18 protein-coding genes are annotated in these 22,783 nt (G+C 40.0%); 16 read left to right on the forward strand and 2 right to left on the reverse strand.

Annotated features, from left to right (window positions below; all coding sequences use genetic code 11):
• The first annotated feature begins 93 nt into the window (after window positions 1–93).
• Window positions 94–897 carry a family 1 encapsulin nanocompartment shell protein gene (locus tag B0B05_RS10030; RefSeq protein ID WP_076783515.1) on the forward strand — a complete coding sequence of 268 codons (804 nt, stop codon included), beginning with the start codon at window positions 94–96 and terminating at the stop codon, window positions 895–897.
• Window positions 898–1,186: 289 nt separating this feature from the next.
• A complete protein-coding gene (locus B0B05_RS10035; protein ID WP_143745995.1) occupies window positions 1,187–1,750 on the forward strand; it encodes a sugar O-acetyltransferase in 564 nt (187 codons plus the stop codon).
• Between the two features lie 147 nt (window positions 1,751–1,897).
• Here B0B05_RS10035 and ligA read toward each other — a convergent pair whose 3' ends face one another.
• Window positions 1,898–3,901, reverse strand: coding sequence for an NAD-dependent DNA ligase LigA (gene ligA / locus B0B05_RS10040; protein ID WP_076783517.1), 2,004 nt, complete (start codon window positions 3,899–3,901; stop codon window positions 1,898–1,900).
• 282 nt (window positions 3,902–4,183) lie between these two features.
• Here ligA and B0B05_RS10050 point away from each other — a divergent pair, with 282 nt between their 5' ends.
• From B0B05_RS10050 to B0B05_RS10110, 13 genes are all read left to right on the forward strand, one after another.
• A complete protein-coding gene (locus B0B05_RS10050) occupies window positions 4,184–4,930 on the forward strand; it encodes a glycerophosphodiester phosphodiesterase family protein (protein WP_076783519.1) in 747 nt (248 codons plus the stop codon).
• A 433-nt stretch (window positions 4,931–5,363) separates the two neighbouring features.
• Window positions 5,364–8,342: a SusC/RagA family TonB-linked outer membrane protein gene (locus B0B05_RS10055; RefSeq protein WP_076783520.1), complete on the forward strand. Its 2,979-nt coding sequence runs from the start codon at window positions 5,364–5,366 to the stop codon at window positions 8,340–8,342.
• 9 nt (window positions 8,343–8,351) lie between these two features.
• Window positions 8,352–9,800 carry a SusD/RagB family nutrient-binding outer membrane lipoprotein gene (locus B0B05_RS10060; RefSeq protein WP_076783521.1) on the forward strand — a complete coding sequence of 483 codons (1,449 nt, stop codon included), beginning with the start codon at window positions 8,352–8,354 and terminating at the stop codon, window positions 9,798–9,800.
• A 100-nt stretch (window positions 9,801–9,900) separates the two neighbouring features.
• Window positions 9,901–11,484, forward strand: a complete 1,584-nt coding sequence (locus tag B0B05_RS10065) for a calcineurin-like phosphoesterase C-terminal domain-containing protein (RefSeq protein ID WP_076783533.1) — start codon at window positions 9,901–9,903, stop codon at window positions 11,482–11,484.
• A gap of 162 nt (window positions 11,485–11,646) precedes the next feature.
• Window positions 11,647–12,360, forward strand: coding sequence for a 3-ketoacyl-ACP reductase (locus B0B05_RS10070; protein WP_076783522.1), 714 nt, complete (start codon window positions 11,647–11,649; stop codon window positions 12,358–12,360).
• A gap of 69 nt (window positions 12,361–12,429) precedes the next feature.
• Complete coding sequence (locus B0B05_RS10075; protein WP_076783523.1) at window positions 12,430–13,848, forward strand: L-serine ammonia-lyase; 1,419 nt, start codon at window positions 12,430–12,432, stop codon at window positions 13,846–13,848.
• A gap of 96 nt (window positions 13,849–13,944) precedes the next feature.
• The gene (locus B0B05_RS10080) at window positions 13,945–14,322 is read left to right on the forward strand and encodes a PEGA domain-containing protein (RefSeq protein WP_076783524.1); all 378 of its coding nucleotides are present in this window, start codon (window positions 13,945–13,947) and stop codon (window positions 14,320–14,322) included.
• A 200-nt stretch (window positions 14,323–14,522) separates the two neighbouring features.
• Window positions 14,523–16,205 carry a DEAD/DEAH box helicase gene (locus tag B0B05_RS10085; protein WP_076783525.1) on the forward strand — a complete coding sequence of 561 codons (1,683 nt, stop codon included), beginning with the start codon at window positions 14,523–14,525 and terminating at the stop codon, window positions 16,203–16,205.
• Window positions 16,206–16,354: 149 nt separating this feature from the next.
• A complete protein-coding gene (locus B0B05_RS10090; protein ID WP_076783526.1) occupies window positions 16,355–16,993 on the forward strand; it encodes a DUF47 domain-containing protein in 639 nt (212 codons plus the stop codon).
• 22 nt (window positions 16,994–17,015) lie between these two features.
• A complete protein-coding gene (locus tag B0B05_RS10095) occupies window positions 17,016–18,161 on the forward strand; it encodes an inorganic phosphate transporter (RefSeq protein ID WP_076783527.1) in 1,146 nt (381 codons plus the stop codon).
• A 109-nt stretch (window positions 18,162–18,270) separates the two neighbouring features.
• Window positions 18,271–19,242, forward strand: a complete 972-nt coding sequence (locus B0B05_RS10100) for a polyprenyl synthetase family protein (protein ID WP_076783528.1) — start codon at window positions 18,271–18,273, stop codon at window positions 19,240–19,242.
• Between the two features lie 82 nt (window positions 19,243–19,324).
• A complete protein-coding gene (locus B0B05_RS10105) occupies window positions 19,325–20,278 on the forward strand; it encodes a GSCFA domain-containing protein (RefSeq protein WP_076783529.1) in 954 nt (317 codons plus the stop codon).
• 53 nt (window positions 20,279–20,331) lie between these two features.
• Window positions 20,332–21,105: a TatD family hydrolase gene (locus B0B05_RS10110; protein ID WP_076783530.1), complete on the forward strand. Its 774-nt coding sequence runs from the start codon at window positions 20,332–20,334 to the stop codon at window positions 21,103–21,105.
• On the opposite strand, the gene B0B05_RS10115 is transcribed toward B0B05_RS10110, so the two are convergent.
• Window positions 21,077–22,069 carry an LLM class flavin-dependent oxidoreductase gene (locus tag B0B05_RS10115; RefSeq protein ID WP_076783531.1) on the reverse strand — a complete coding sequence of 331 codons (993 nt, stop codon included), beginning with the start codon at window positions 22,067–22,069 and terminating at the stop codon, window positions 21,077–21,079. The genes B0B05_RS10110 and B0B05_RS10115 overlap by 29 nt on opposite strands.
• Window positions 22,070–22,552: 483 nt before the next feature.
• Between B0B05_RS10115 and B0B05_RS10120 the strand changes: the two genes are divergently transcribed.
• A partial coding sequence (locus B0B05_RS10120; protein ID WP_143745996.1) for a DUF4372 domain-containing protein occupies window positions 22,553–22,783 on the forward strand: 231 nt, incomplete at its 3' end.

Here is a 22,783-nt window from a genome sequence, read left to right on the forward strand (position 1 = left end):
TAAGCTTTGGCAAAGTTAAAACGATAGAAACATCAGAGTAACGATGCCTTTATATTGATCAAATTTTACACATTATATAAAAAACTAAACGATATGAATAATTTACACCGTAAGTTGGCTCCCATTTCCGAAGGAGCGTGGGCGCAAATCGAAGAAGAAGCGGTACGCACACTCAAAAGATATCTTGCCGCAAGAAAAGTGGTAGATGTTGACGGCCCTAATGGTTTTGATCTTTCTGCCGTTGGCACTGGGCATATTCAGCCAGTTGAGTCACCGGGCGAAGGGGTACAGGCGGCTGTGCGCAAAGTAAACCCAGTGGTTGAGTTCCGGGTTCCTTTTGAACTGACACGAGAGGCGATTGATGATGTCGAACGCGGTTCCGCAGACTCAGACTGGCAGCCGTTAAAAGACGCTGCAGAGAAAATAGCTTTTGCAGAGGACCGCGCCATTTTTGAAGGTTATGCCGCGGCAGGCATTCAGGGGATTCGTGAAGGCAGCAGCAATCGTGCGCTCAAACTGCCGGCAAGCATCAAAAATTATCCCGACACAATTGCCCGTGCATTAAGTGAACTGAGGTTTGCCGGAGTCAACGGGCCTTATGTTTTGGTTCTGGGAGCTGATGCTTATACGGTGGCCAGTGGCGGGAGCGATGAAGGTTATCCAATGCTGCACCACCTGCAGGAACTGATTGATGGCGAAATTATCTGGGCACCGGCAATCAAAGGTGGTTTTGTAATCTCTACCCGTGGTGGTGATTTTAAGCTCACTCTTGGCCAGGACATTTCCATCGGTTATCTAAGCCATACTGATACTTCGGTGAAGCTCTATCTTCAGGAGAGTTTTACCTTCCAGTTTTATACTTCGGAGGCTGTCGTTGTGCTGGATCCTGCAGAGTAACTTTTTAATAAATCAATTGATAGAAAACTCAGGATTGTAGCAGTTCTGGGTTTTTGTATTACATGCCTATAAAAATTATAGAGATGAACATTAATGACATACCGAAAAATAGAAGTATAATATTCACAATATTCCCGCTAATGAGTCACATTTTACAGATTTAAATTTGAGCATCTGCGCCATCGGAATAATCTGCGAGAATTGAAAATAATCAGAATCCTTTTTAATGAAGTATAGGTGTTGACCTGAAAATGTCTTATGATCTCTAAAAAATTATTATTACAAATAGATGATGAATAACCTCACTGAAAAAGAGAAAATGATCTCCGGCGAATTATACGATGCAGGCGATGCTGCTTTGGTAGAAGAGAGGCAGAGGAGCAAAGATTTGTGTTTCCGTTACAATCAGATTTTGCCGTCCAAAATGAAAGAGAGAAAAGGCATTATCAAAACACTTTTCGGTAAAACAGAGAAAATGTTCCTTATCGAGCAGCCATTCTACTGCGATTACGGTTATAATATCGAAATTGGAGAAAATTTTTATGCCAACGTCAACGTTGTGATTCTGGACTGCGCGAAAGTAACTTTCGGAGATAATGTTTTCATCGCACCAAACTGTGGATTCTATACCGTTAATCATCCTCTTGATACAGAAACCAGAAACAAAGGTTTGGAATATACGCTTCCTATTACCGTGGGAGACAACGTATGGATTGGCGCAGGTTGCAGTATTCTGCCGGGCGTTACCATTGGCGATAATGCAGTCATCGGCGCTGGAAGTGTGGTGGTAAAAGATATCCCTGCTAATGTTTTAGCCGTGGGAAATCCTTGTAAAGTCATCAAAGAAATTTAGAGCATTAACCACAAAAGTCCCAAAAGTTTTACAATTAAAATAAATTCTAAAATTTAAAAACTTAATGTCCTTTCTATAGTTTTAAAATTAATTTTAAAAACTTAAGTGTTTCTTTTTGTGTCTTTTTTAGTTTGATGTTTTTAAGTTTTAGCCGATCAGATCCAGAAACTGTTGCTCGTCCAGAATGGTAATCGTCCCGATGTCCTGCGCTTTTTTCAGCTTGCTTCCGGCTTTTTCGCCAACCACCAGATAGTTGAGGTTTTTAGAAACCGCAGAGATATTTTTTCCGTTATGTTTTTCCACCATTTCTTCGGCCTGTTCTCTGGTGAAAAGTGAGAGTTTTCCCGTGAAGAGAAACGTTTTACCTTCTAGGACATTGGACAAAACTTCATTGGTATTTTCGCCCTTTTCCAGTTTCACGCCATAAGATCTCAGGCGTTCTATCATCAGGATATTTTCTGAGTTGCTGAAAAATTCTAGGATGCTGACCGCAATTTTCATCCCGATATCTTCTACTTGGCAAAGCTCTTCCAGTGTGGCATTTTTGAGTTCATCAATCGTAGCGAAATTTTTCACCAGCTTCTTAGCAACCGTTTCACCAACGTGTTTGATCCCGATGCCATAAAGCACTTTTTCAAATGCAATTTCTTTGGATTTCTCGATACCGTCCAGGATATTCTGCGCAGATTTTTCTGCCATTCTTTCCAGCGGCAGAAGCTGTTCTTTTTTCAACGTATAAAAATCGGCAGGATTTTCAATTAATTTTTCCCTGTAGAGCTGTTCAATCGTTTCGCCACCGAGGTTTTCTATATTCAGGGCTTTTCTGGAAACATAATGGATCATCCTGCCCACAACCTGTGGCGGGCAGTGCAGCTCGTTGGGACAAAAATGGATCGCCTGATCTTCGATCTTTACCAGTTCTGTCCCGCATTCCGGACAAAATTTAATATATTCGATTGGCGTTTGCAAAAGTGTTCTTTTCTCCGTATTCACGCCGACGATCTTCGGGATAATTTCACCGCCTTTTTCCACATATACAAAATCGTGCTCGTGCAGATCCAGCTTTTTGATAATATCTTCGTTATGAAGGGATGCCCGTTTTACGGTTGTTCCGGCAAGCAGAACAGGCTTCAGGTTAGCAACTGGTGTGATGGCTCCGGTTCTGCCCACCTGATAAGAAACACTTACCAGTTGGGTTTCTACTTTCTCTGCCTTGAATTTGTAAGCCATAGCCCAACGTGGCGATTTGGCTGTGAAACCCAACTGTCTTTGCTGTTTTAATGAGTTGACTTTCAAAACAATACCGTCAATTTCAAAAGGTAATTTGTGCCTTGCAGTATCCCAAAACGTGATGAATTCTTTTACTTCATCCAACGTTTTACATAACTTTGCTTGGTCTTCTGAAACTCGGAAACCCCAATTTTTGGCTTTTGCTAAGATTTCCCAATGTGTATCTGCAGGAAATTCTTCCGAAATATATTGATACAAAACTGCCGAAAGTCCACGTTTTCTAACTTCTGCCGAATCTTGCATTTTCAAACTTCCGCTGGCGGTATTTCTAGGATTCATAAACAAATCCAAACCTTCTTCCTCACGGCTTTTATTGATTTTTTCAAAGTTTTTTCTTGTCAGATAAATTTCGCCTCGGATAAAGAACCTGTCCGGGAAATCGCCTTTCAGTTTCAAAGGAATATCAGAAATAGTGCGGACATTATTAGTAATCTCATCTCCCTGGAAACCGTCGCCGCGCGTCACCGCCTGAGACAACTTCCCATCTTCATAAAGAATAGAAATCGAAGCACCGTCATACTTAAGTTCAGCGACAAATTCTACCGGTTCATCAATGGTTTTGATGATTCGTTTTTCCCAGTCTTCAAGATCTTCAAAATCATAAGAATTATCCAAAGAATACATTCTATATTGATGCTGAACGGTTGGGAAATTCTTTGTAATACCACCGCCAACACGCAAAGTAGGAGAGTTAGGATCTGCAAATTCTGGGTGTGCAGCTTCCAGCTCCTGAAGTTCTTTCAGCTTGGTGTCAAACTCAAAATCAGAAACAGAAGGCTCATCCAGGATATAATAACTGTAATTGTGCTGATGAAGTTCTTCTCTCAGAGATTCTATCTTTTGCTGAATGTTGTCGGGCATTGGTGAGATTATTTTGGACAAAAATAAAAAGTATTGCTGTTAAAATTAAGATTAAATTTAACAAATGTTTATTTCTTATTAAAGTAGAGGATATATTCTATCTCTACCTTTGCCGCAGTTGCAATAACGGACAGGATAATGACAGATTTTGCAGATTTATAATTAAGAATTCGGAAAATCAGAAGAATCTGCGAGAATTGTAAAATAACGGAAACTTCTTATTTTTAAATTGTTCAAGAATATGAAAGTATCGTGTGACCTCAAAAAAATAAATATCTATCTATGAAAAAAATGATCTGTGGACTGGGACTTGTTACCAGTCTTTTGATGAACGCACAAACCCAAATTATTGCCCACCGTGGTTTTTGGAAAACCCAACCGGAAACAACAGAAAACTCTCTGAAAGCCTTGGAAAATACACAAAAGCTCAAAATCTACGGCTCTGAGTTTGATGTGAGGATGACAAAGGATGGTTATCTGGTGATTAATCACGATGAGCACCACGGCGGGATGACCATTGCCGATACCAATTTTGCAGATCTGGAAAAGGTAAAATTATCCAATGGTGAAAATTTCCCAACACTTAAAAGCTATCTGGAACAAGGCAAAAAAGACCCAAAGGTAAAACTGATTGTCGAGATAAAACCAGCTGCTACAAAAGCATTGGAGGACGAGCTGGTAAGAAAAACCATCATAGCGATCAAAGATCTGAAGTTGGAATCTCAGTGTGAGTTTATCTCATTCAGTTTTAATATCTGTAAGGAGATCAAAAAAGTGGACGCCAGTTTCAAAGTGCAATATCTAAATGGTGACCTTTCTCCGGAACAGATTAAAAAAGAAGGCTTGGACGGGATCGATTACCACTATAACATCTTCAAAAAGAATCCAACATGGCTGGCAGAAGCCAAATCTTTGGGGTTGATTACCAATGCCTGGACGGTGAATGATGTGAAGGTTTTTGATGAGCTTAAGAAACAAGGGATTGGATTTGTGACCACCAATACGCCGGATGTTTTTAAAGACAGATAAAAATTAAAAATTTTGCTAAAAAAGCCTGACTTTTTTTAAGTCAGGCTTTTTTGGTGCCCGGAGAATTCATATCAGAGAGTTTTGCGGATGTAGAGCTTTTAATCTCCAAAAACTTCTCTCACCTAATAAAATTACGCTATGCATAATGAATTGCAATTGATTTTGAGAATATTTTGATTATTTAAATATCTATTAGTCAATAAATTAAACTTTATTTCGATGTTTTAAAAGATGGACAAATAAGATATAACAAACCCACTGACATATTCGCATTAAAAATTCTTAATTATCGTATTGGGTTGGGATATAATATGTTGTAAGTCCTGTTAAAAATAAATTAATATGTCATTCAATTATTCTTTAAGAAATGTTAAAACCATATTAAAATGTTAAAAATAATGACACTATACTTTTGCGCAAACAAAATAAAAGTATGCGAAAAGAGACTCAAAAATTACTTCTATTATCTCTGTTAGGTCTGGTGAGCGTCAATATGGCAGCTCAGCAAAATACTAAAAAAGATACTGTAAAAAACATCGATGAAGTGGTGGTTACAGCGCTTGGTATCAAAAGACAGGACAAGTCGTTAGGCTATGTTGCCGAAAAAGTGAACGCTGATGTGTTTGAAAATATTCAGAATAATAACTGGGCTCAGGGGATGGAAGGCCGTGTTGCCGGACTAAAAATACAGACGGCGGGTGCTGGTCCGATGGCTTCTTCCAGAATTACACTCAGGGGCGAAAAATCATTTAACCTTGATGGTAATTATGCGCTGATTGTTGTAGATGGCGTTCCGCTCAGCAATTCCACCACTGGTACGGGGACAGAGGCTTACGGTGCGGGAACCGGTGGGGATTTACCCATTGATCTTGGTAATGGTCCCAACAGTATCAATCCTGATGATATTGAATCTGTAACAGTCCTGAAGGGTGCTTCTGCTGCAGCATTATACGGATCGAGGGCAGCAAACGGCGCGTTGATGATTACGACAAAATCCGGCAAAACCAAGAATGCCAAAATGCGCGTGTCTTTTAATTCTTCTATGAGTTTTGATTCGGTGTTGAAATGGCCGGATTATCAGTACGAATATGGGCAGGGAACCTTGGCGAAAAATTCTGCAGGAGAGTTTTATTATTCTTATGGTGCATCAGCGGATGGTGTAAGCACCGGCGGTACAAGTAGTGCTTTTGGACCAAAATTCGATGGGCAATATTATTACCAATATGATCCAGCAACTGGCGGGCAAAGTGCTGAGAGAAAATTGTGGAGGCCTTATAAGGATAATATCAAGGGCTTCTGGGAAACCGGAATGACTTCTTCTAATAACGTTTCTTTTGAAAACAGTACAGAGAGAACCAATTTCCGGGCTTCTTTCACTTATCTTGATAACAAATGGATGATGCCTAATACGGGTTTTGACCGTTTCAATGTTGCATTTTCCTTGGATCACAAAGTGACGGATAAATTCAGGATTTCAACCAAATTCAATTACGCCAATACAAAAAGTGATAATTTGCCGGCAACAGGTTATAACAACCAGTCGATTTCCTACTTCATGATTTTCCAAAACCCCAATGTGGATCTTAACTGGTACAAGCCGCTTTGGAAGCAGGGTCAGGAAGGAATTGATCAGATCCACCCGTTCAGTTCATATATCGATAATCCTTATATGATCGCTTACCAAATGCTGAATGGTGTGGCAAAAAAAATGGTTACCGGTAATGTGACAGGAACTTATGATTTTAATAAGAACTTTAGTGTCATGCTACGTTCCGGAATCGAAATGCTGGACGAGAAAAGGACCACCAAAAGGCCATACAGCTCTGCCAATTATCTCAAAGGGTTTTACAGAGAACAGTATATTACGAATAATGAATTTAACAATGATTTGTTAATCACATTTAAGAAAGATTTTAACAAGTTTAATATCTCTGCCAATGCCGGGGGAAGCATCCGTTACAATCAATACGTGATGAATGACTACCGTGCCGAAGGTCTCAAAGTAGTGGGAGATTATAGCCTGAACAATGCGATCTCTCTTATAACAAAGGTGCCAAAACCTTCTGATCAGCAGACCAATTCGGTATATGGGTTGGTAAGTGCCAATTATGATAATAAAATTTTTCTGGACGTAACAGGCCGTAACGACTGGAGCAGCACTTTGCCAGTGGAATACAGATCCTTCTTTTATCCATCCGTCAGCACCAGTTTTATATTGTCTGATCTTTTTGGACTCTCAGGTTCCAATTTTAATTATTGGAAGTTAAGGGCATCTTGGGCCAAAGTAGGTGTTGCAGGTTCGCCTTACATGTTGGACAAATATTACTCAACAAGTGATTTCCAGGGTTCCGCATTGACACCCGGAACCTATCCCAATCCTAATCTAAAACCGGAAGATAATACCAATATAGAAGCCGGGATGGATTTTTCTTTGCTGAAAAACCGATTGACATACAATGTGACACTTTACCAGAATGATACCGATAATCAGATTATTACAATACCAACATTGTTAGAATCCGGCTATTCCTACAGAATCATTAATTCAGGGAATGTGCGAAACCGAGGGGTTGAGATGAGCCTGAGCGCTATACCGGTGAAGAATAAAAATTTTAGCTGGAATATCTCAGCCAACTGGTCACTTAACAGAAATAAAATTACCTCGTTGCCACCGGAGTTTGCAGGCGAAAGTTATTACACTATATCATCCGTGGCAGGTGTGCTGTATTATAATGCTGTAGTTGGTGGCTCGTTGGGAGATCTTTACGGTTTCAAACTGGTAAGAAATGCCAACGGAGATGTGGTATATGATGCCAACACAGGATTGCCTTCAAGGCCAGACAGGGTAGAGAAAGTAGGCAATGCCTTTCCAAAATGGCGCGCCGGTCTGCAAAACGATTTCAAAATAAAGAATTTTACTATAAGTTTCTCATTTGATGGCCAGTATGGCGGAATGGCTTATTCGCAAACACACCATAAGATGTCTGAGCAGGGTAAACTGGAGCATACGCTTGTTGGCAGGGACAACCCGAACGGAACTATTGTCGGGCAGGGTGTAGTGCTTAATAGCGATGGTTCTTACAGCCCCAATACCAAAGCGGTTTCGTTGACTTCTTATTATGGCGATTATTACAGAAGGGCTAATGTGGAGACCAACACATTCGACACGTCATTTGTAAAACTTAGGGATGCAAGAATTGCTTATTCTTTCTCAAAAGATGTCATTGCACCGCTTAAACTTACCGAACTTACCTTGGCCGTCTTTGGTAAAAACCTGTGGATGTGGACCAAGTTCCCAATGTTTGACCCCGAAGTGGCGGCTCTTAATGATTCTACCATCACACCAGGCGCAGAAATTGGGCAGTTGCCAACAGCCAGAACGGTGGGTTTCCAAGTTAATTTAAAATTTTAATTCAATCCAATGAAAAAAATATTTTTATCAAGCCTAATTGTAATCGCTGTTGCCTGCCTCAACTCTTGTGACAGAAGCTTCGAAGATATTAACACCGATACCAGCAGAATAAAAGCGCCGTCTGTAGGAAGTTTTCTGGTTCCTATACAGTATGAGATGGGCTCTTATGGTTATAACCGGGCAGACGGTTTCACCTTTGATATCATGCAGGTAAGCTTACCATTTACCGATGAAGGCAACTCGGTTAGCCGCTATTATCTAACGGAAAGTACCGGAAACGGCTTTTGGAACACCAGTTACAAATGGCTGAAGCAAATAAAGGAAATGAACGAAGCGGCCAAAAAAGAAGGTAATAATAATTACCTGGCCATTTCCAAAGTTCTTAATGCATGGATTATGGCCAACCTTACAGACGCTTATGGCGATGTCCCAATGACGGAAGCGCTAAGGCTGGAGGATAATATCCTAAGACCAAAATATGATAAACAGAAGGATATCTATACCTTTTTGATTAATGACCTGAAGGAGGCTAACAGCCTTTTTGACACCACCAAAACATTGAGTGAAAACGACCTGTTTTTTCAAGCCAACTCCAGCACAGCAGGAATGGTTAAATGGAAAAAGTTCTGTAACTCATTGTCATTAAGATTACTTACAAGAATCCTGAAAAAGAATGGCGAAGTGAATGTCTATGAGCGGATCAATCAGATTGTAAGCGATCCTGTAACATACCCGATTTTCCAAAACAATGCAGACGGAGCCACGCTTGACATCTCTGGTGTTGCGCCGCTGTTGCCTCCTATTGCCAGGCCACAGGATTTTACCACGGGCCGGGCAGCATCAGAATTTTTTGTTGAGACTTTGAAGTCCAATAATGACCCGCGTCTCAGTTTGTTTTTTTCAAAAGCAAAATTACTGAAAGACAATACTGATATTGGCTACAAAGGTGCACCATCTGGCTATGCTTTCGGTACTACCTTTGATTATCAGCCGTCCAATCTCAATCAGAATTTGGCAAAAGCACCGCTTAAAATCCTAATCATGCCTTATGCAGAACTACAGTTCATTCTTTCGGAGCTCGCTTTCAGGGGGATTATTTCGGGCAGCGCACAAACTTACTATGAGAATGGTGTAAAAGCTACAATAGAACAATGGGGCGCTGTAGTGCCTGCCAATTACTTTGCCAATCCAAAAGTCGCTTATGATGGTACGTTGGAGCGCATCATGCTTCAGAAGTATGTGGGATTGTTCTTTGTAGACCACCAACAATGGTATGAGAAGAGAAGAACCGGGTTCCCTGTTTTACCGAACAATGGTGGATTACTGAATGACGGAAAAATGCCGGAGAGAATCCCTTATCCAACAGTTACCAAGGTTCAGAACTACGATAATTACGCTGCGGCTTCTCAGGCTATTGGTGGCGATAATGTCAATACAAAAGTTTGGTGGAATCAATAACTGACACTTAATCTTTAATAAAATTGTTATGAAATCACCATCAATATCTTTGCTGGCAAAAACTGACAAAGACGAGGTGAAAAAATATAAATATCTACCTATGAATATAAAATTGATATTACCATCATTACTGATCTCAGCAATGGCATTGGCACAGACTTCCGTTTCAGGCTATGTGTTTGAGGACCTTAATAAAAACCAGAAAAAAGAAAACCGGGAAAAGGGAATTAGCGGAGTTTCCGTTTCCAACGGTGCACAGGTTGTCTTAACAGATAAAAACGGGCGATACAGTTTACCAATTACAGACGGGCAAACGGTGTTTGTTATCAAACCTTCCGGCTACGGCGTTCCCGTTAATCAGAACAACCTGCCGCAGTATTATTATCAGTACAAACCTAATGGTTCGCCGGCTGATTTCAAGTATAAAGGTACTGCGCCTACCGGTGCACTTCCTCAGGAAGTAAATTTTGCTTTGTATAAACAGAACGAAAATAAAAATTTTGATATTCTCGTATTCGGAGATCCACAGCCGCGCACCGCAAAAGAACTGGATTATTTTAAAAGAGCCATCGTTCACGAGGCCAAATCGAATAAGAAAAATACGGTTTTTGGGATCTCTTTGGGCGATCTGGTTTGGGATGATCTCAGTTTGCAAAAGCCTTATGCTGATATAATGCGAGAAATGGGATTGCCATGGTATAATGTTATGGGCAACCATGATATGAATTATGACGCCAAAGAGGACCAGCTGTCCGACGAGACTTTTGAGTCCAATTTTGGCCCGGCCAATTACGCTTTTGATTATGGTAATGTACATTTTATGGTTTTGGATGATATTCTCTATCCGGATCCAAGAGATGGTAAAGGTTATTGGGGCGGTTTTCGCGAAGATCAGATTCAGTTTATCCAGAATGATCTCAAGCTGGTAGATAAGAATAAGTTGATAGTCATCTCTTTCCATATTCCTCTGGAGCATCATAATGAGGATAGTTTCAGGAATGCCGATCGTCAGAAGTTGTTTGATGCACTGGCACCATTTCCTAACGCTTTGCTATTATCTGCACATACGCACGTCCAGCAGCAGATTTTTTACGGGAAAGCTCAGGGCTGGAACGGTGCAAAAGACCTTCATGAGTATAATGTAGGTACAACCTGCGGCGATTGGTGGTCTGGCACTGCCGACGATACAGGGTTGCCAACTTCTACCATGAGAGATGGTACGGCAAAAGGTTATTCTTTCATCAGTTTCAATGATAATCAGTACAACGTTAAGTACAAAATAGCCGGCAAGCCGGAGGATTATCAGATCAGTTTGTATGTACCAAAAGTGATTCCTTTTCCGTCCAAAACGTCCGCGAAAATTTTGGCTAATTTCTTCATGGGTAGTAAAAAAGACAAACTTCAGTACAGGATAGACGGCGGCAAATGGCAGGATATGGATTATACAGAAACCGTAGATCCCAGTTTTGCACAATCGGTTTATAAGTGGGATATGACAGATAAACTATTTCCTGGCAGAAGGCCTTCTAACCCAGAAGATGCAAAACACATCTGGGTGGCTGGTTTTGGTAACAAATTAACGCTCGGCAAGCACAAGGTTGAGGTAAAAGCCGAGGATATGTATGGTAATCAGTTTTCCGCATCAGAAGAGTTTGATGTACAGGATAATATTATCATTCCGTAGTTTTTTAGATTTCATTTTTTAAGTTTTATTTTTTACAGGCCAGCTTTTCGGAGCTGGCTTTTTATTGGCCGTGTGAATGCTAAAATTTTATTAATTCTGCAGTATTATTCTATTTTTAAACTGGTGTTAGGTAATTTTGTATTTTAACAATATAATAAAGTTATGGATTTAAAAGGTAAAAATGCCATCATCACTGGTGGAGGAAAAGGATTGGGGAAAGCTGTTGCACTGGCACTGGCCAATGAAGGTGTGAATGTAGGTATCACCGGAAGAAACGAAAATTATCTTAAAATAGCCGCGAATGAGCTGAAAGCAATTGGTGTGAAAGTCGCTTACGCCGTTTTCAGCGTCGATAACGAATTGGAAGTAAAAGCAGGCATCGAATCTCTGGCCAATGAGTTGGGAGGAATTGATATTTTGATTAATAACGCCGGCATCGGAGACTTTGGCAGTATCGAGGAAATGCCTTCCGAAACATGGGAGCAGGTGATTAAAACCAATCTTTTTGGTGTTTATTTTACTTCAAAAGCGGTTTATCCTTTCCTTAAAGAAAAAGGCCAGGGCGATATAGTGAATGTTGCCTCTACAGCAGGTTTAAAAGGTGGCCCAAATATGTCGGCTTATGCAGCGTCCAAAGCGGCAGTGGTTTCTCTTTCGCAGTCTATGATGGCAGAATGGAGAAAACAAAACATCCGTGTAATTACACTGACGCCAAGTACAATCGCTTCTGATATGAGCATTAATGGTGGATTAACGGACGGTAATCCCGATAAAGTCCTGCAGCCGGAAGATTTTGCGGAATGGGTACGCGATATCCTCAAAATGAACAGGAGAGCGATGATTGCCAATGCGTCTATTTTCTCTACCAATCCTTAAGAAATAATTAAGTTGCAGGTTTTTTAAAAAATCAATTACTTTTACAGCAGATAATTACTCTTCTGTTCAATGGAGTCTATCAGTGTTTTTGATATTATAAAAATTGGCATCGGCCCGTCATCTTCCCACACAATGGGACCATGGAATGCTGCACAAATGTTTCTGGATCTTGTAAAAAGACACCGACCTTTACAGGAGGTCAAAGAAGTGTTTGTAGAATTTTTTGGCTCTCTGGCAAAAACAGGCATTGGGCACGGGACAGATATTGCCGGCATGTTGGGGCTGAGTGGCGAAAACTACCAAACCATCAATACCAATAAGATTGATGAAAAAATTGATAAAATAAAATCTGAACAACAGATCCATCTGGGTGGCGAAGTTTGGTTACCGTTTATCTATGGTCACCACTTGATTCTTAATAAAGAAAAATCTTTGGATTTTCATCCTAACGGGATGATTTTCAAGGTAGTTTTTAAAGATGAAGAAGAGCTGAGTCAGGATTATTATTCGGTAGGAGGTGGTTTTGTGGCAACCCGCGAAGATAACTCTCTGCAAGACCGTTGCATAAGGACTTTATACCCTTGTCATCATGGCAAAGATATTCTCAATTATTGTGAAAAACTGAATCTTGATAAGATATCAGACTTGGTTTTGATGAACGAGGAGTCCTGGCGTACGCAGCAGGAAACAAAGGATAAAGCACTGGAAATTTGGGAAAGTATCAAAGATTGTGTTTACAGAAGCATTAATAAAAAGGGGATTTTGCCGGGCGGCCTCAATGTAACCAGGCGCGCATCGGAGATGAATGAAAGATTACTCGGCACACAGGTTTACAAAAATAAAAATGAATGGTTTGATATGGTTAAGCGCCAGGAAAAAACCTTTAATTCTGTCACCAAATGGGTGTCTTGTTTTGCGTTGGCAGTTAATGAAGAGAATGCTTCATTTGGAAGGATTATCACAGCGCCGACCAATGGGGCGAGTGGTGTAATACCGGCTGTGCTGATGTACGCGCAAACTTTTACAGATTATAATACGCAGGATGATATTATCCGTTTTCTTTTGGTTGCAGGTGAGATCGGGACTATTTTCAAAAAAAATGCGACAATTTCTGCTGCTATGGGCGGTTGCCAGGCAGAAGTGGGCGTTTCTTCCGCAATGGCAGCGGCGGCACTCACGGAGATCTCAGGCGGCACGCCGGCTCAGGTTCTGATGGCAGCCGAGATTGCGATGGAGCATCATCTGGGCTTAACCTGTGATCCCATTGGCGGATTGGTGCAGATACCTTGTATCGAAAGGAATTCTATGGGTGCCATGAAGGCAATTACAGCATCGTCGTTGGCATTGGACGGCGATCCGTCAAAAGCCAAAGTTTCTCTGGACAGTGTGATCCAATCGATGTGGGAAACAGCTCAGGACATGAATTCTAAATACAAGGAAACGTCCGAAGGAGGCCTTGCCGTTGCAGTAAACGTTGCAGAATGTTAAAATTTTAAAAAAAAGATTTAATTTTTACGGTTTACCGTAATTGTTGTTAAGGTTTTTAAAGTATATTTGCCAAAAATTAATTTAAAAATCTAAACTATGAAAAAAATCTTTACTGTTGCTTGTGCACTTAGTGTCATTCTTTCTACAACATCATGTGCTACAATTTTTACAGGATCCAAAGATTCAATTACTTTTAATACAAAACCAGAAGGAGCGAAGGTGATCTTTCAGGGTGTTGAGAAGTGTGTTACGCCTTGTACTACAGAGTTTCAGAGAACTTTGGGTAAGCGTACGGTAGAAATCAAAAAAGATGGCTTTGAGTCTAAGGAGGTGAAATTAGAAAAAAACTTTAATGCTGTGACTTTGGTTAACCTTATTTTCGGTGGTATTATTGGATTTGGTATCGACTTGGGTACCGGGGCATTTTTAAAATACGATCCAAAAACTTATACTGTGGAGCTAAAGCAGAATTAATATTTTGATTCCTAATATAAAACCTCATCAGAAATCATAACCTCTGATGAGGTTTTTTTTATTTATAATCTGACCAATACAAAGACTGTATAGTGACTTGGATATATTAATTATTCATTAATAACAAATCCTTAAAAAAGAAGGCATTACATTATCAAAAATAAAATTCGTATCTTTGCAACAAATTAGACGATCTTTAAATGAATTTATTTACGGAATCCAATCTAAGTCCTGAAGTTCTTCAGGCTATTGGCGACCTCGGCTTCGTAGAGCCGACAGAAATCCAAAAACAGACTATTCCTTTTATCTCTACAGATACTCGCGATCTTATCGCACTTGCGGCAACAGGAACAGGCAAAACAGCAGCATTTTCGCTTCCGATTTTGGATATGATAGACGACAGCAGTCGTAAAATCCAATTATTGGTGCTTTGCCCTACTCGTGAACTTTGCCTTCAGATTACCAAAGACATCAAAAATTACACGAAATACCTTAAAAACATCAAAACTACTGCAGTTTATGGTGGCAGCAGCATTATGGACCAGATCCGCTCCTTGCGGGACAAGCCACAGATTATTGTGGGAACTCCGGGGCGTGTGATAGACATGATCGGCAGAAAAGCACTCGATTTTTCTGACGTGCAATGGGTAGTTTTGGATGAAGCAGATGAGATGCTTTCCATGGGTTTCAAAGATGATTTGGAAACTATTCTTAGCGAAACGCCGGAAACTAAGCAGACTTTTCTTTTCTCTGCAACAATGAGCAAAGAAGTAGAACGTATTTCTAAAAACTATTTGACCAATCCACACAGGATCTCTGTTGGATCAATCAATGCCGTTAAGAAAAATATCAAGCACGAATATTATGTAGTAGGGTACAGGCAGAAAAAAGATGCTCTTAAGAGATTAATTGATTCAAACCCGAATCAATATTCAATTATCTTTTGCAGAACCAGAATGGAGACGCAGGAGATTGCAGATTTCTTGATGCAGAACGGATATGCAGCAGATGCACTACATGGCGATCTTTCTCAGGCGCAGAGAGATACTGTGATGAAGAAATTCCGTCTGAAAAATATCGATATTTTGGTTGCAACAGACGTTGCAGCAAGAGGTTTGGATGTGGACTCTTTGACCCACGTTATCCACTTCTCTTTACCGGATGATCCGGAAGTGTTCGTTCACAGGAGCGGAAGAACCGGTCGTGCTGGTAAAGACGGTATCTCTATGGCTTTAATCAAACCGGAAGAAAGCAGAAAACTGAAACAGATTAAATCTGAAACCAAGATTGAGATGACTGAGAAGAACATCCCGACTGGTGAAGAAATTATCAAAGCTCAGGTAGGCGGTGTTTTTGAAAAACTATTTACTGAACACGAGAATGTCTTTGATTTTGACCAAAGCCTGATTCCTGATCTTACCAACTTTACAAAAGAGCAGTTGGTACATCAGTTATTGCAGTTCCAGTTGAAAGAGATGGCGACATACTATCAGAACAGGAATGATATTACTGAACAAAAATTCAGCAGAGACGAGAAACCGAGCAGAAGAGAGCGTGGCAGAGACCGCGAAAGAGGTAGCGAGCGCAGTGGTGACAGAAGGGAGAGAAGCGACAGAAGCAGCAAGCCAAGACGCAAAAATGAAGATATGGTGAGGTTCTTTTTCAACCTTGGGAAGAGAGATCAACTGAAAAAAATGGACATGCTGGAAATCATTAACAAAGCGACATCCAAATCTAAAAAAAGAGCGGATATCGGTGATATAGAAATCCTGGACAAGTTTAGCTTTTTCGAAATAGAAAAGTCTTTCAAAAATGAAGTTATGAGCGGATTAAGCGACATGAAGTTTCGGGGAAAAGAAATGCGCGCAGAAGTTGCGAATTAAGAACCGATCTGTAATTTCCTGATCAAAAATAATATGTAAAAACCTGTTAATCAACAGGTTTTTGCTGTTTTTATTCTTAATGAAAAATTAATATTAAAGTTTCTCCGAGACTTGGTTTTTTATCATATTTGCACAAATTAACTAAAAAAATGGGGATAGGTAATATTTTCAGGGCTTTTCAGCCAAAAGATAAAATCTTCTTTGACTTGTTTCTTCAGGTCGCAGATACACTGGTACAGATGTCCAAAAACTTCCACGAGGGATTGCTTGAGTTTGATATCAATGACGAGACGTTGCTCAATCAGATGAGTGATTTTGAACATCAAATGGATGATCTTACCCACGAGATTTTTGTACAGCTGGGCAAAAACTTTATCACACCGTTTGACCGTGAGGATATCAACTATCTTGCATCTGGCTTGGATGATATTGCAGATTACATCTATGCTTCAGCAAAATATATCTATTTGTATAAAAGCCCTGAGAACAAAGTTTACTCAGAGTTTTCTCTTTTGATCTACAAGTCTTGTCTCGAAGTTAAAAAAGCGTTGGAAAACCTAAAAGATTTCAGAAACCCTGCAGAAGTAAAAGAGTCTTGCATCAAGATCAATTCTTATGAGAATATTGCTGATGATGTATTGAGCCAAGCCATCGTTAGGCTTTTTGAAACTAATGATGCCATTCTTATCATCAAGCAAAAATCTATTCTTGAGTATCTGGAAGTAGTAACTGACAAAGCAGAAGATGTAGCCAATACAATGGAAAGCATCGTTATAAAATACGCTTAGGCGTTAACCTAAAATTATACGAATGGATTTTCCTATTCTACTTATTATTATCATTGCGCTTGCCCTTATATTTGATTACATTAATGGTTTTCATGATGCGGCAAACTCAATAGCAACCATCGTTTCTACCAAAGTTTTGACACCTTTCCAGGCGGTACTTTGGGCAGCACTTTGGAACTTTGCTGCATTTTTCCTCGCAGCTTACATTTTGCCGGGTGGTTTTAAAATTGGTAATACAATCGCAAAAACCGTCAGCGAAAATTATATAACACTCGAGGTTATTTTCTCAGGGCTTTTGGCAGCTATCCTTTGGAATCTTTTAACCTGGTGGTTCGGGATACCCTCATCATCTTCCCATACATTGATTGGTGGCTTTATAGGTGCAGCTCTGATGCATGCGCTGCTGATAGATTATCATCAGATTACGTTGGCTCAGCCAGATCTTTCGTTTTATGACAGGCTGTCATTGGCTTTCAAACAATTATTTGGACAGGATGTGGTGAAGTTCAAAGTTGTCATCCCTATTTTCTTGTTTATCTTCCTTGCGCCGCTTATCGGGATGGTAATTTCCATCATTATTACCTTGCTGATTATTCAGGCTTACAAGAAGAGTAATCCACACAAGGCAGAAAGGCATTTTAAGAAATTACAACTCGTATCGTCTGCACTGTTTAGTTTGGGGCATGGCCTCAATGATGCACAGAAGGTAATGGGGATCATTGGAGCTGCGGCGATTTTTTACCATGTTAATTTGATCAATGATCCGTTATATGTTAACCTCCCATCTGCAGACCGTTTTAATTTCTTTACAGAACATTATCTTTGGGTACCGTTGGTTTCGTTTGTAGCGATCGCACTGGGAACCATGAGTGGTGGATGGAAGATCATCAAAACCATGGGTACCAGGATTACCAAAGTAACACCGCTGGAAGGTGTAGCTGCGGAATCTGCTGGAGCTTTAACACTGTTCATAACAGACCATTTTGGTATTCCCGTTTCTACAACACACACCGTTACAGGATCAATTATTGGGGTAGGGCTTACCAAAAGGATATCTGCGGTAAGGTGGGGTGTAACCGTAAGTCTGCTTTGGGCTTGGGTTCTAACCATACCAGTATCTGCAGTTGTTGCAGGAGTTACCTATTTTCTGGTATCCCTTATTAAGTAGCTTTTTAAATAACAATATTGACTAATGTAAAAACTTTGCCTTATTTGGCAGAGTTTTTATTTTTTAAAAGTATGCAAAACCGTATTTTTGCAGTAAACAATTTTTTTAAATGGAATTCCTGGATCAGTATCAGACAATCGTAGCAGAAGCTATAGAAAAATATACTTTTAAAAATAAGCCCGACGAGCTTTACAGCCCGATGAATTATATCATTTCCCATGGTGGGAAACGCCTTCGCCCGATCATGGTTCTGATGGCCTGTGATCTCTTCAAAGGTAATCTGGAAGATGCCATGAAACCCGCACTGGCCATAGAGTTTTTCCATAATTTTACGTTAATCCATGATGATATTATGGATGAAGCTCCTCTAAGAAGGAATAAACCAACCATCCACACTTTGCACGGGATCAATGTTGGGATTCTTTCCGGAGATGCGCTTTTGATCAAGGCTTACCAGTTTTTTGAGGATCTCGAGCCGGAGCTTTTCAAAAAATGTATCAAAATATTTTCGGAGACTGGAGCTGTGCTTTGCGAAGGTCAGCAGCTGGACATCAACTTCGAGAATATGTCCAATGTTACTTATGATGATTATATCAAAATGATTACCTACAAGACAGGTGTTCTCAGTGCTTCGTCTTTCCAGATTGGTGCATTGATAGCCGGTGCTTCGGAAAAGGATGCCGAGGCGATGTACAATTTTGGTAAGCATATTGGGATTGCCTTTCAGATTATGGATGATTACCTGGATGTTTTTGGAAATCAGGAGCAGTTTGGTAAAAAACATGCCGGTGATATCTACGAAAACAAAAAGACAATTCTCTACCTTTTGGCTCTGGAGCATGCTAATGAGCAGGAGTTATCAGAACTTAACTATTGGTTTTCCAAAAAGACAGATAACATTGATAAAGTATACAGTGTCGAGAAAATTTTCCGAAGGACCAAAGTGGATGATAAAGTCCTTCGCCTGATCCAGAAGCATAACGAGATAGGGCAGAGTTATCTGGAGAAAATTGATCTTCCGGAGGAAAGAAAACTGCCGTTCCGTGAACTGGCCAACTATCTTTTGAGAAGAGAATCATAATATAACAAGTATTAATTGACCAATGCAACTGTAATCCAAGCATTGGTTAATTGCTACATTGGTAAATTGTTAAATCGAAATAATGAAATTCCGTACAGAAGTCGAGATTAATGAAAGTGAAAAAAAACTGGGGATAGAAGATTGTATTTTTTCTATAGGATCCTGTTTTGCATCGGAAATGCACGAGAAGTTTTCCGAAGGCCAGATCCAGTCCCTCAGCAATCCGTTTGGGACGGTCTTCAATCCATATTCTATCCTGCAGGCGGTGAAGCAGGTTTATGATGCCAAAGAATATCAGGAGAATGATCTGATTTTGGCCAACGATAGCTATATCAGTCTCGATCATCATTCCTCCTTTGATTCCCGTTTTGCGCATATCACACTTGATAAAATCAATAAAAATATAGAGGAGGCCAATCAGTTTTTGCAGAACACCGGTTTTGTGATTATCACCTTTGGCACGTCCTATATCTATGAGTTTTTACCACAAAACAGGTTGGTTGCCAATTGTCACAAGATACCGCAGAAGTTTTTTGAAAAACGGTTTTTATCCCATCAGGAGTTAACCGAATCTATTGGTAAAACCATCGACCTGCTGCTGGATATTTGTAAAGATGATGTTCAGATTTTGTTCACGGTTTCGCCGGTGCGTCATACAAAAGACGGCATGGTAGAAAACCAGTTAAGCAAATCAAAATTAATCACTGCAATCCACGAGTCGGTTTCTGGTAAAGAAAATTGCCATTATCTGCCTGTTTACGAAATACTGATGGATGACCTTCGGGATTACCGTTTCTACAAGGATGATCTCATCCATCCCAATTCACAGGCAGTTCAGTATGTTTGGGAAAAGTTTGGGAATGCCTATTTTTCTGATGAAGCCAAGGTTTTTATTAATGAAAATAATAAAATTATGACAGCTCTTAATCATAAAACCGCCGACGATAAAAATCCTAAGTATCAGGAGTTTTTAGATAAAATCAATGCCAGAATTGTTGCACAACAGCAAAAAGTGAAACACAAGATATTCAGCTAATTGCTCTTGGCTGATCGCTATTAGCTATTTGCCAATTGCCAGTCGCAAACATTATGATAGACACCCACACCCATCTCTACTCAGAACAATTTGATAATGATCGTGCAGAAGCCATTCAGCGTGCGATAGATAAAGGCGTAGAACAGTTTTTTTTGCCTGCAATAGACTCGGAAACGCATCGTAAAATGCTGGATTTAGAGGCACAATACCCGGATAAGATCCACGCGATGATGGGTTTGCATCCTTGCTCTGTTCAGCCGGAATCCTGGGAAAAAGAATTGCTAATTGTAGAAACCTGGCTTAAAAACAGGCCCTTTTGCGCAATTGGTGAGATCGGGATCGATTTGTATTGGGACAAATCGACACTGGATATTCAGGTAAAAGCTTTTGAGCAACAGATCGACTGGGCAATAGAAAAAGACCTCCCGATTGTTATTCATACAAGAGATAGTTTTGACGAGACTTTTGAAGTTCTGGAAAGAAAAAAGCATCGAAAGCTTCGCGGTATTTTTCATTGTTTTTCAGGAAATCTTGAGCAGGCTCAACATGCCATAGACCTTAATTTTATCCTTGGTATTGGTGGTGTTGTGACCTTCAAAAATGGTAAAATAGATCAGTTTCTCAACCAAATTCCTTTGGATAAAATTGTTCTGGAAACGGATTCTCCCTATCTACCACCTGTCCCTTTCCGTGGAAAAAGGAATGAGAGTGCCTATCTGGATCTTGTTGCCGGCAAACTGGTGGATGTCTACAAAAAAGATTTCGCGGAAATCAACCAGGTCACGACAGAAAATGCACTTAGAGTGTTTTCAAAACTTCCGAAATAATCTTGTAAGAGTTCTGTTTCGCTTCAAAATCGTAGATGTTTCCTGAGACAATGATCTCATCTGGTTGGTAATCTTTTACAAAGCGGCTTAATTTTTCTTTCAGAGTATCATGGTCGCCTACAAAAGTTTTGGCAGCCATCCTGTTAAGATGTAATGCCACTTCGTCTGAAATATGGGTCAAATCGGTCTCATCAGGCGGCAAAAGTGGTTGTCTCTGATCCGTTAGGATATTCACAAAAGCCTGGAAGTGGGAAGTCGATAAATAATGTGCTTCATCCACTGTGTCAGCTGCGATAACATTAATACAAATCATGACATAAGGTTCATCCAGTACATCCGATGGCTGGAAATGTTCCCTGTAGATCTCGAGAGCAACATCCAGTTGAGAAGGTGCAAAATGCGCAGCAAAAGCATAAGGTAAGCCCAGTTTGGCGGCTAAAAATGCAGAATCTGTAGAACTTCCCAAGATATAAAGCGGGACATCAGCGCCCTCGCCAGGGATCGCTCTCACTTTCGCTTCACTGTTTGTTACAGACATATATTTTTGAAGTTCTCTGATCGCATATTCAAAATTGTAATGCGGATCCAGCTGGCCTCTTCTCAGGATGCTTGCTGTAAGGGAATCCGTTCCCGGTGCTCTGCCCAAGCCCAAATCTATTCTGCCGGGGAAAAGACCGTCCAAAGTCCCAAACTGCTCTGCTACAGAAAGAGTTGTATGATTAGGTAACATGATACCACCGGAACCTACACGCAGTGTTGTTGTCTGAGAGGCGATATGGCCTATAAGAACCGATGTTGCTGCACTGGCCACATTTGGAAAGTTGTGATGTTCTGAGAACCAATACCGCTCAAAACCAAGAGACTCGGCCAATTGTGCAGATTTTACGGATTTGTTAAAAGTTGTGTGTATGCTGTCACCTTTAACGATGGTCGCCAGGTCCAGGATAGAATATTTGAGTGCCATAATTTTGTGGTTTGTAGAAGTCTTATCTCAAAAAACAAACCAACAGCAAAATACTGACATAATATCACAGAAATCAAATGATTAATGTAAATGGATTAATTTCAAGTATAATCACACTAAGTTGTTTAATTATTAATACATCTGTTTATTTACAATATATAGCACTTATATAAAAGTAACATTATGATGCGAAAATAATGTTATACCTATAAAAAACTTCTTTACCACTTATAATAAACTTGTCTTTTTGAAAATTATCAAGATGTTTATTAGAAATATGAGTGGTGTAAACTGCGATCATTATTAGCTCAGTCTTTTTTCTAGATAACATTTTTATTGGTGAAGAATGTTTTTATTTCTTGTTTTATAAGAAGTTTATCAATCAATCGCGTCCTAAACGTTTAAAAAAAAGTCAAAAAAAAGAGGGTTGAATTAAGTATCTCAAATTATCTTTGAGGTTGCACAACCAAACTCGTCCCTCTGATGCCAAATATAACATTGTTTTCTCAGATTATTGCAAAATTAGACCGTTCAAAATTCAATAAATTAGTTGCAAGTAAACAAACCGATAAACATACTAAAGGATTCAGCAGCTGGAATCATTTGGTTTCAATGCTTTTCTGCCAATTTGCAAAAAGCCAGTCTGTTCGGGATATAAGTAACGGGATACGTTCTGCCACCGGGAATTTAAACCATCTTGGAGTAAACAAAGCT

The sequence above is a fragment of the Epilithonimonas bovis DSM 19482 genome, assembly GCF_900108115.1.
In the GTDB taxonomy this organism is placed as follows: Bacteria; Bacteroidota; Bacteroidia; order Flavobacteriales; family Weeksellaceae; genus Epilithonimonas; species Epilithonimonas bovis.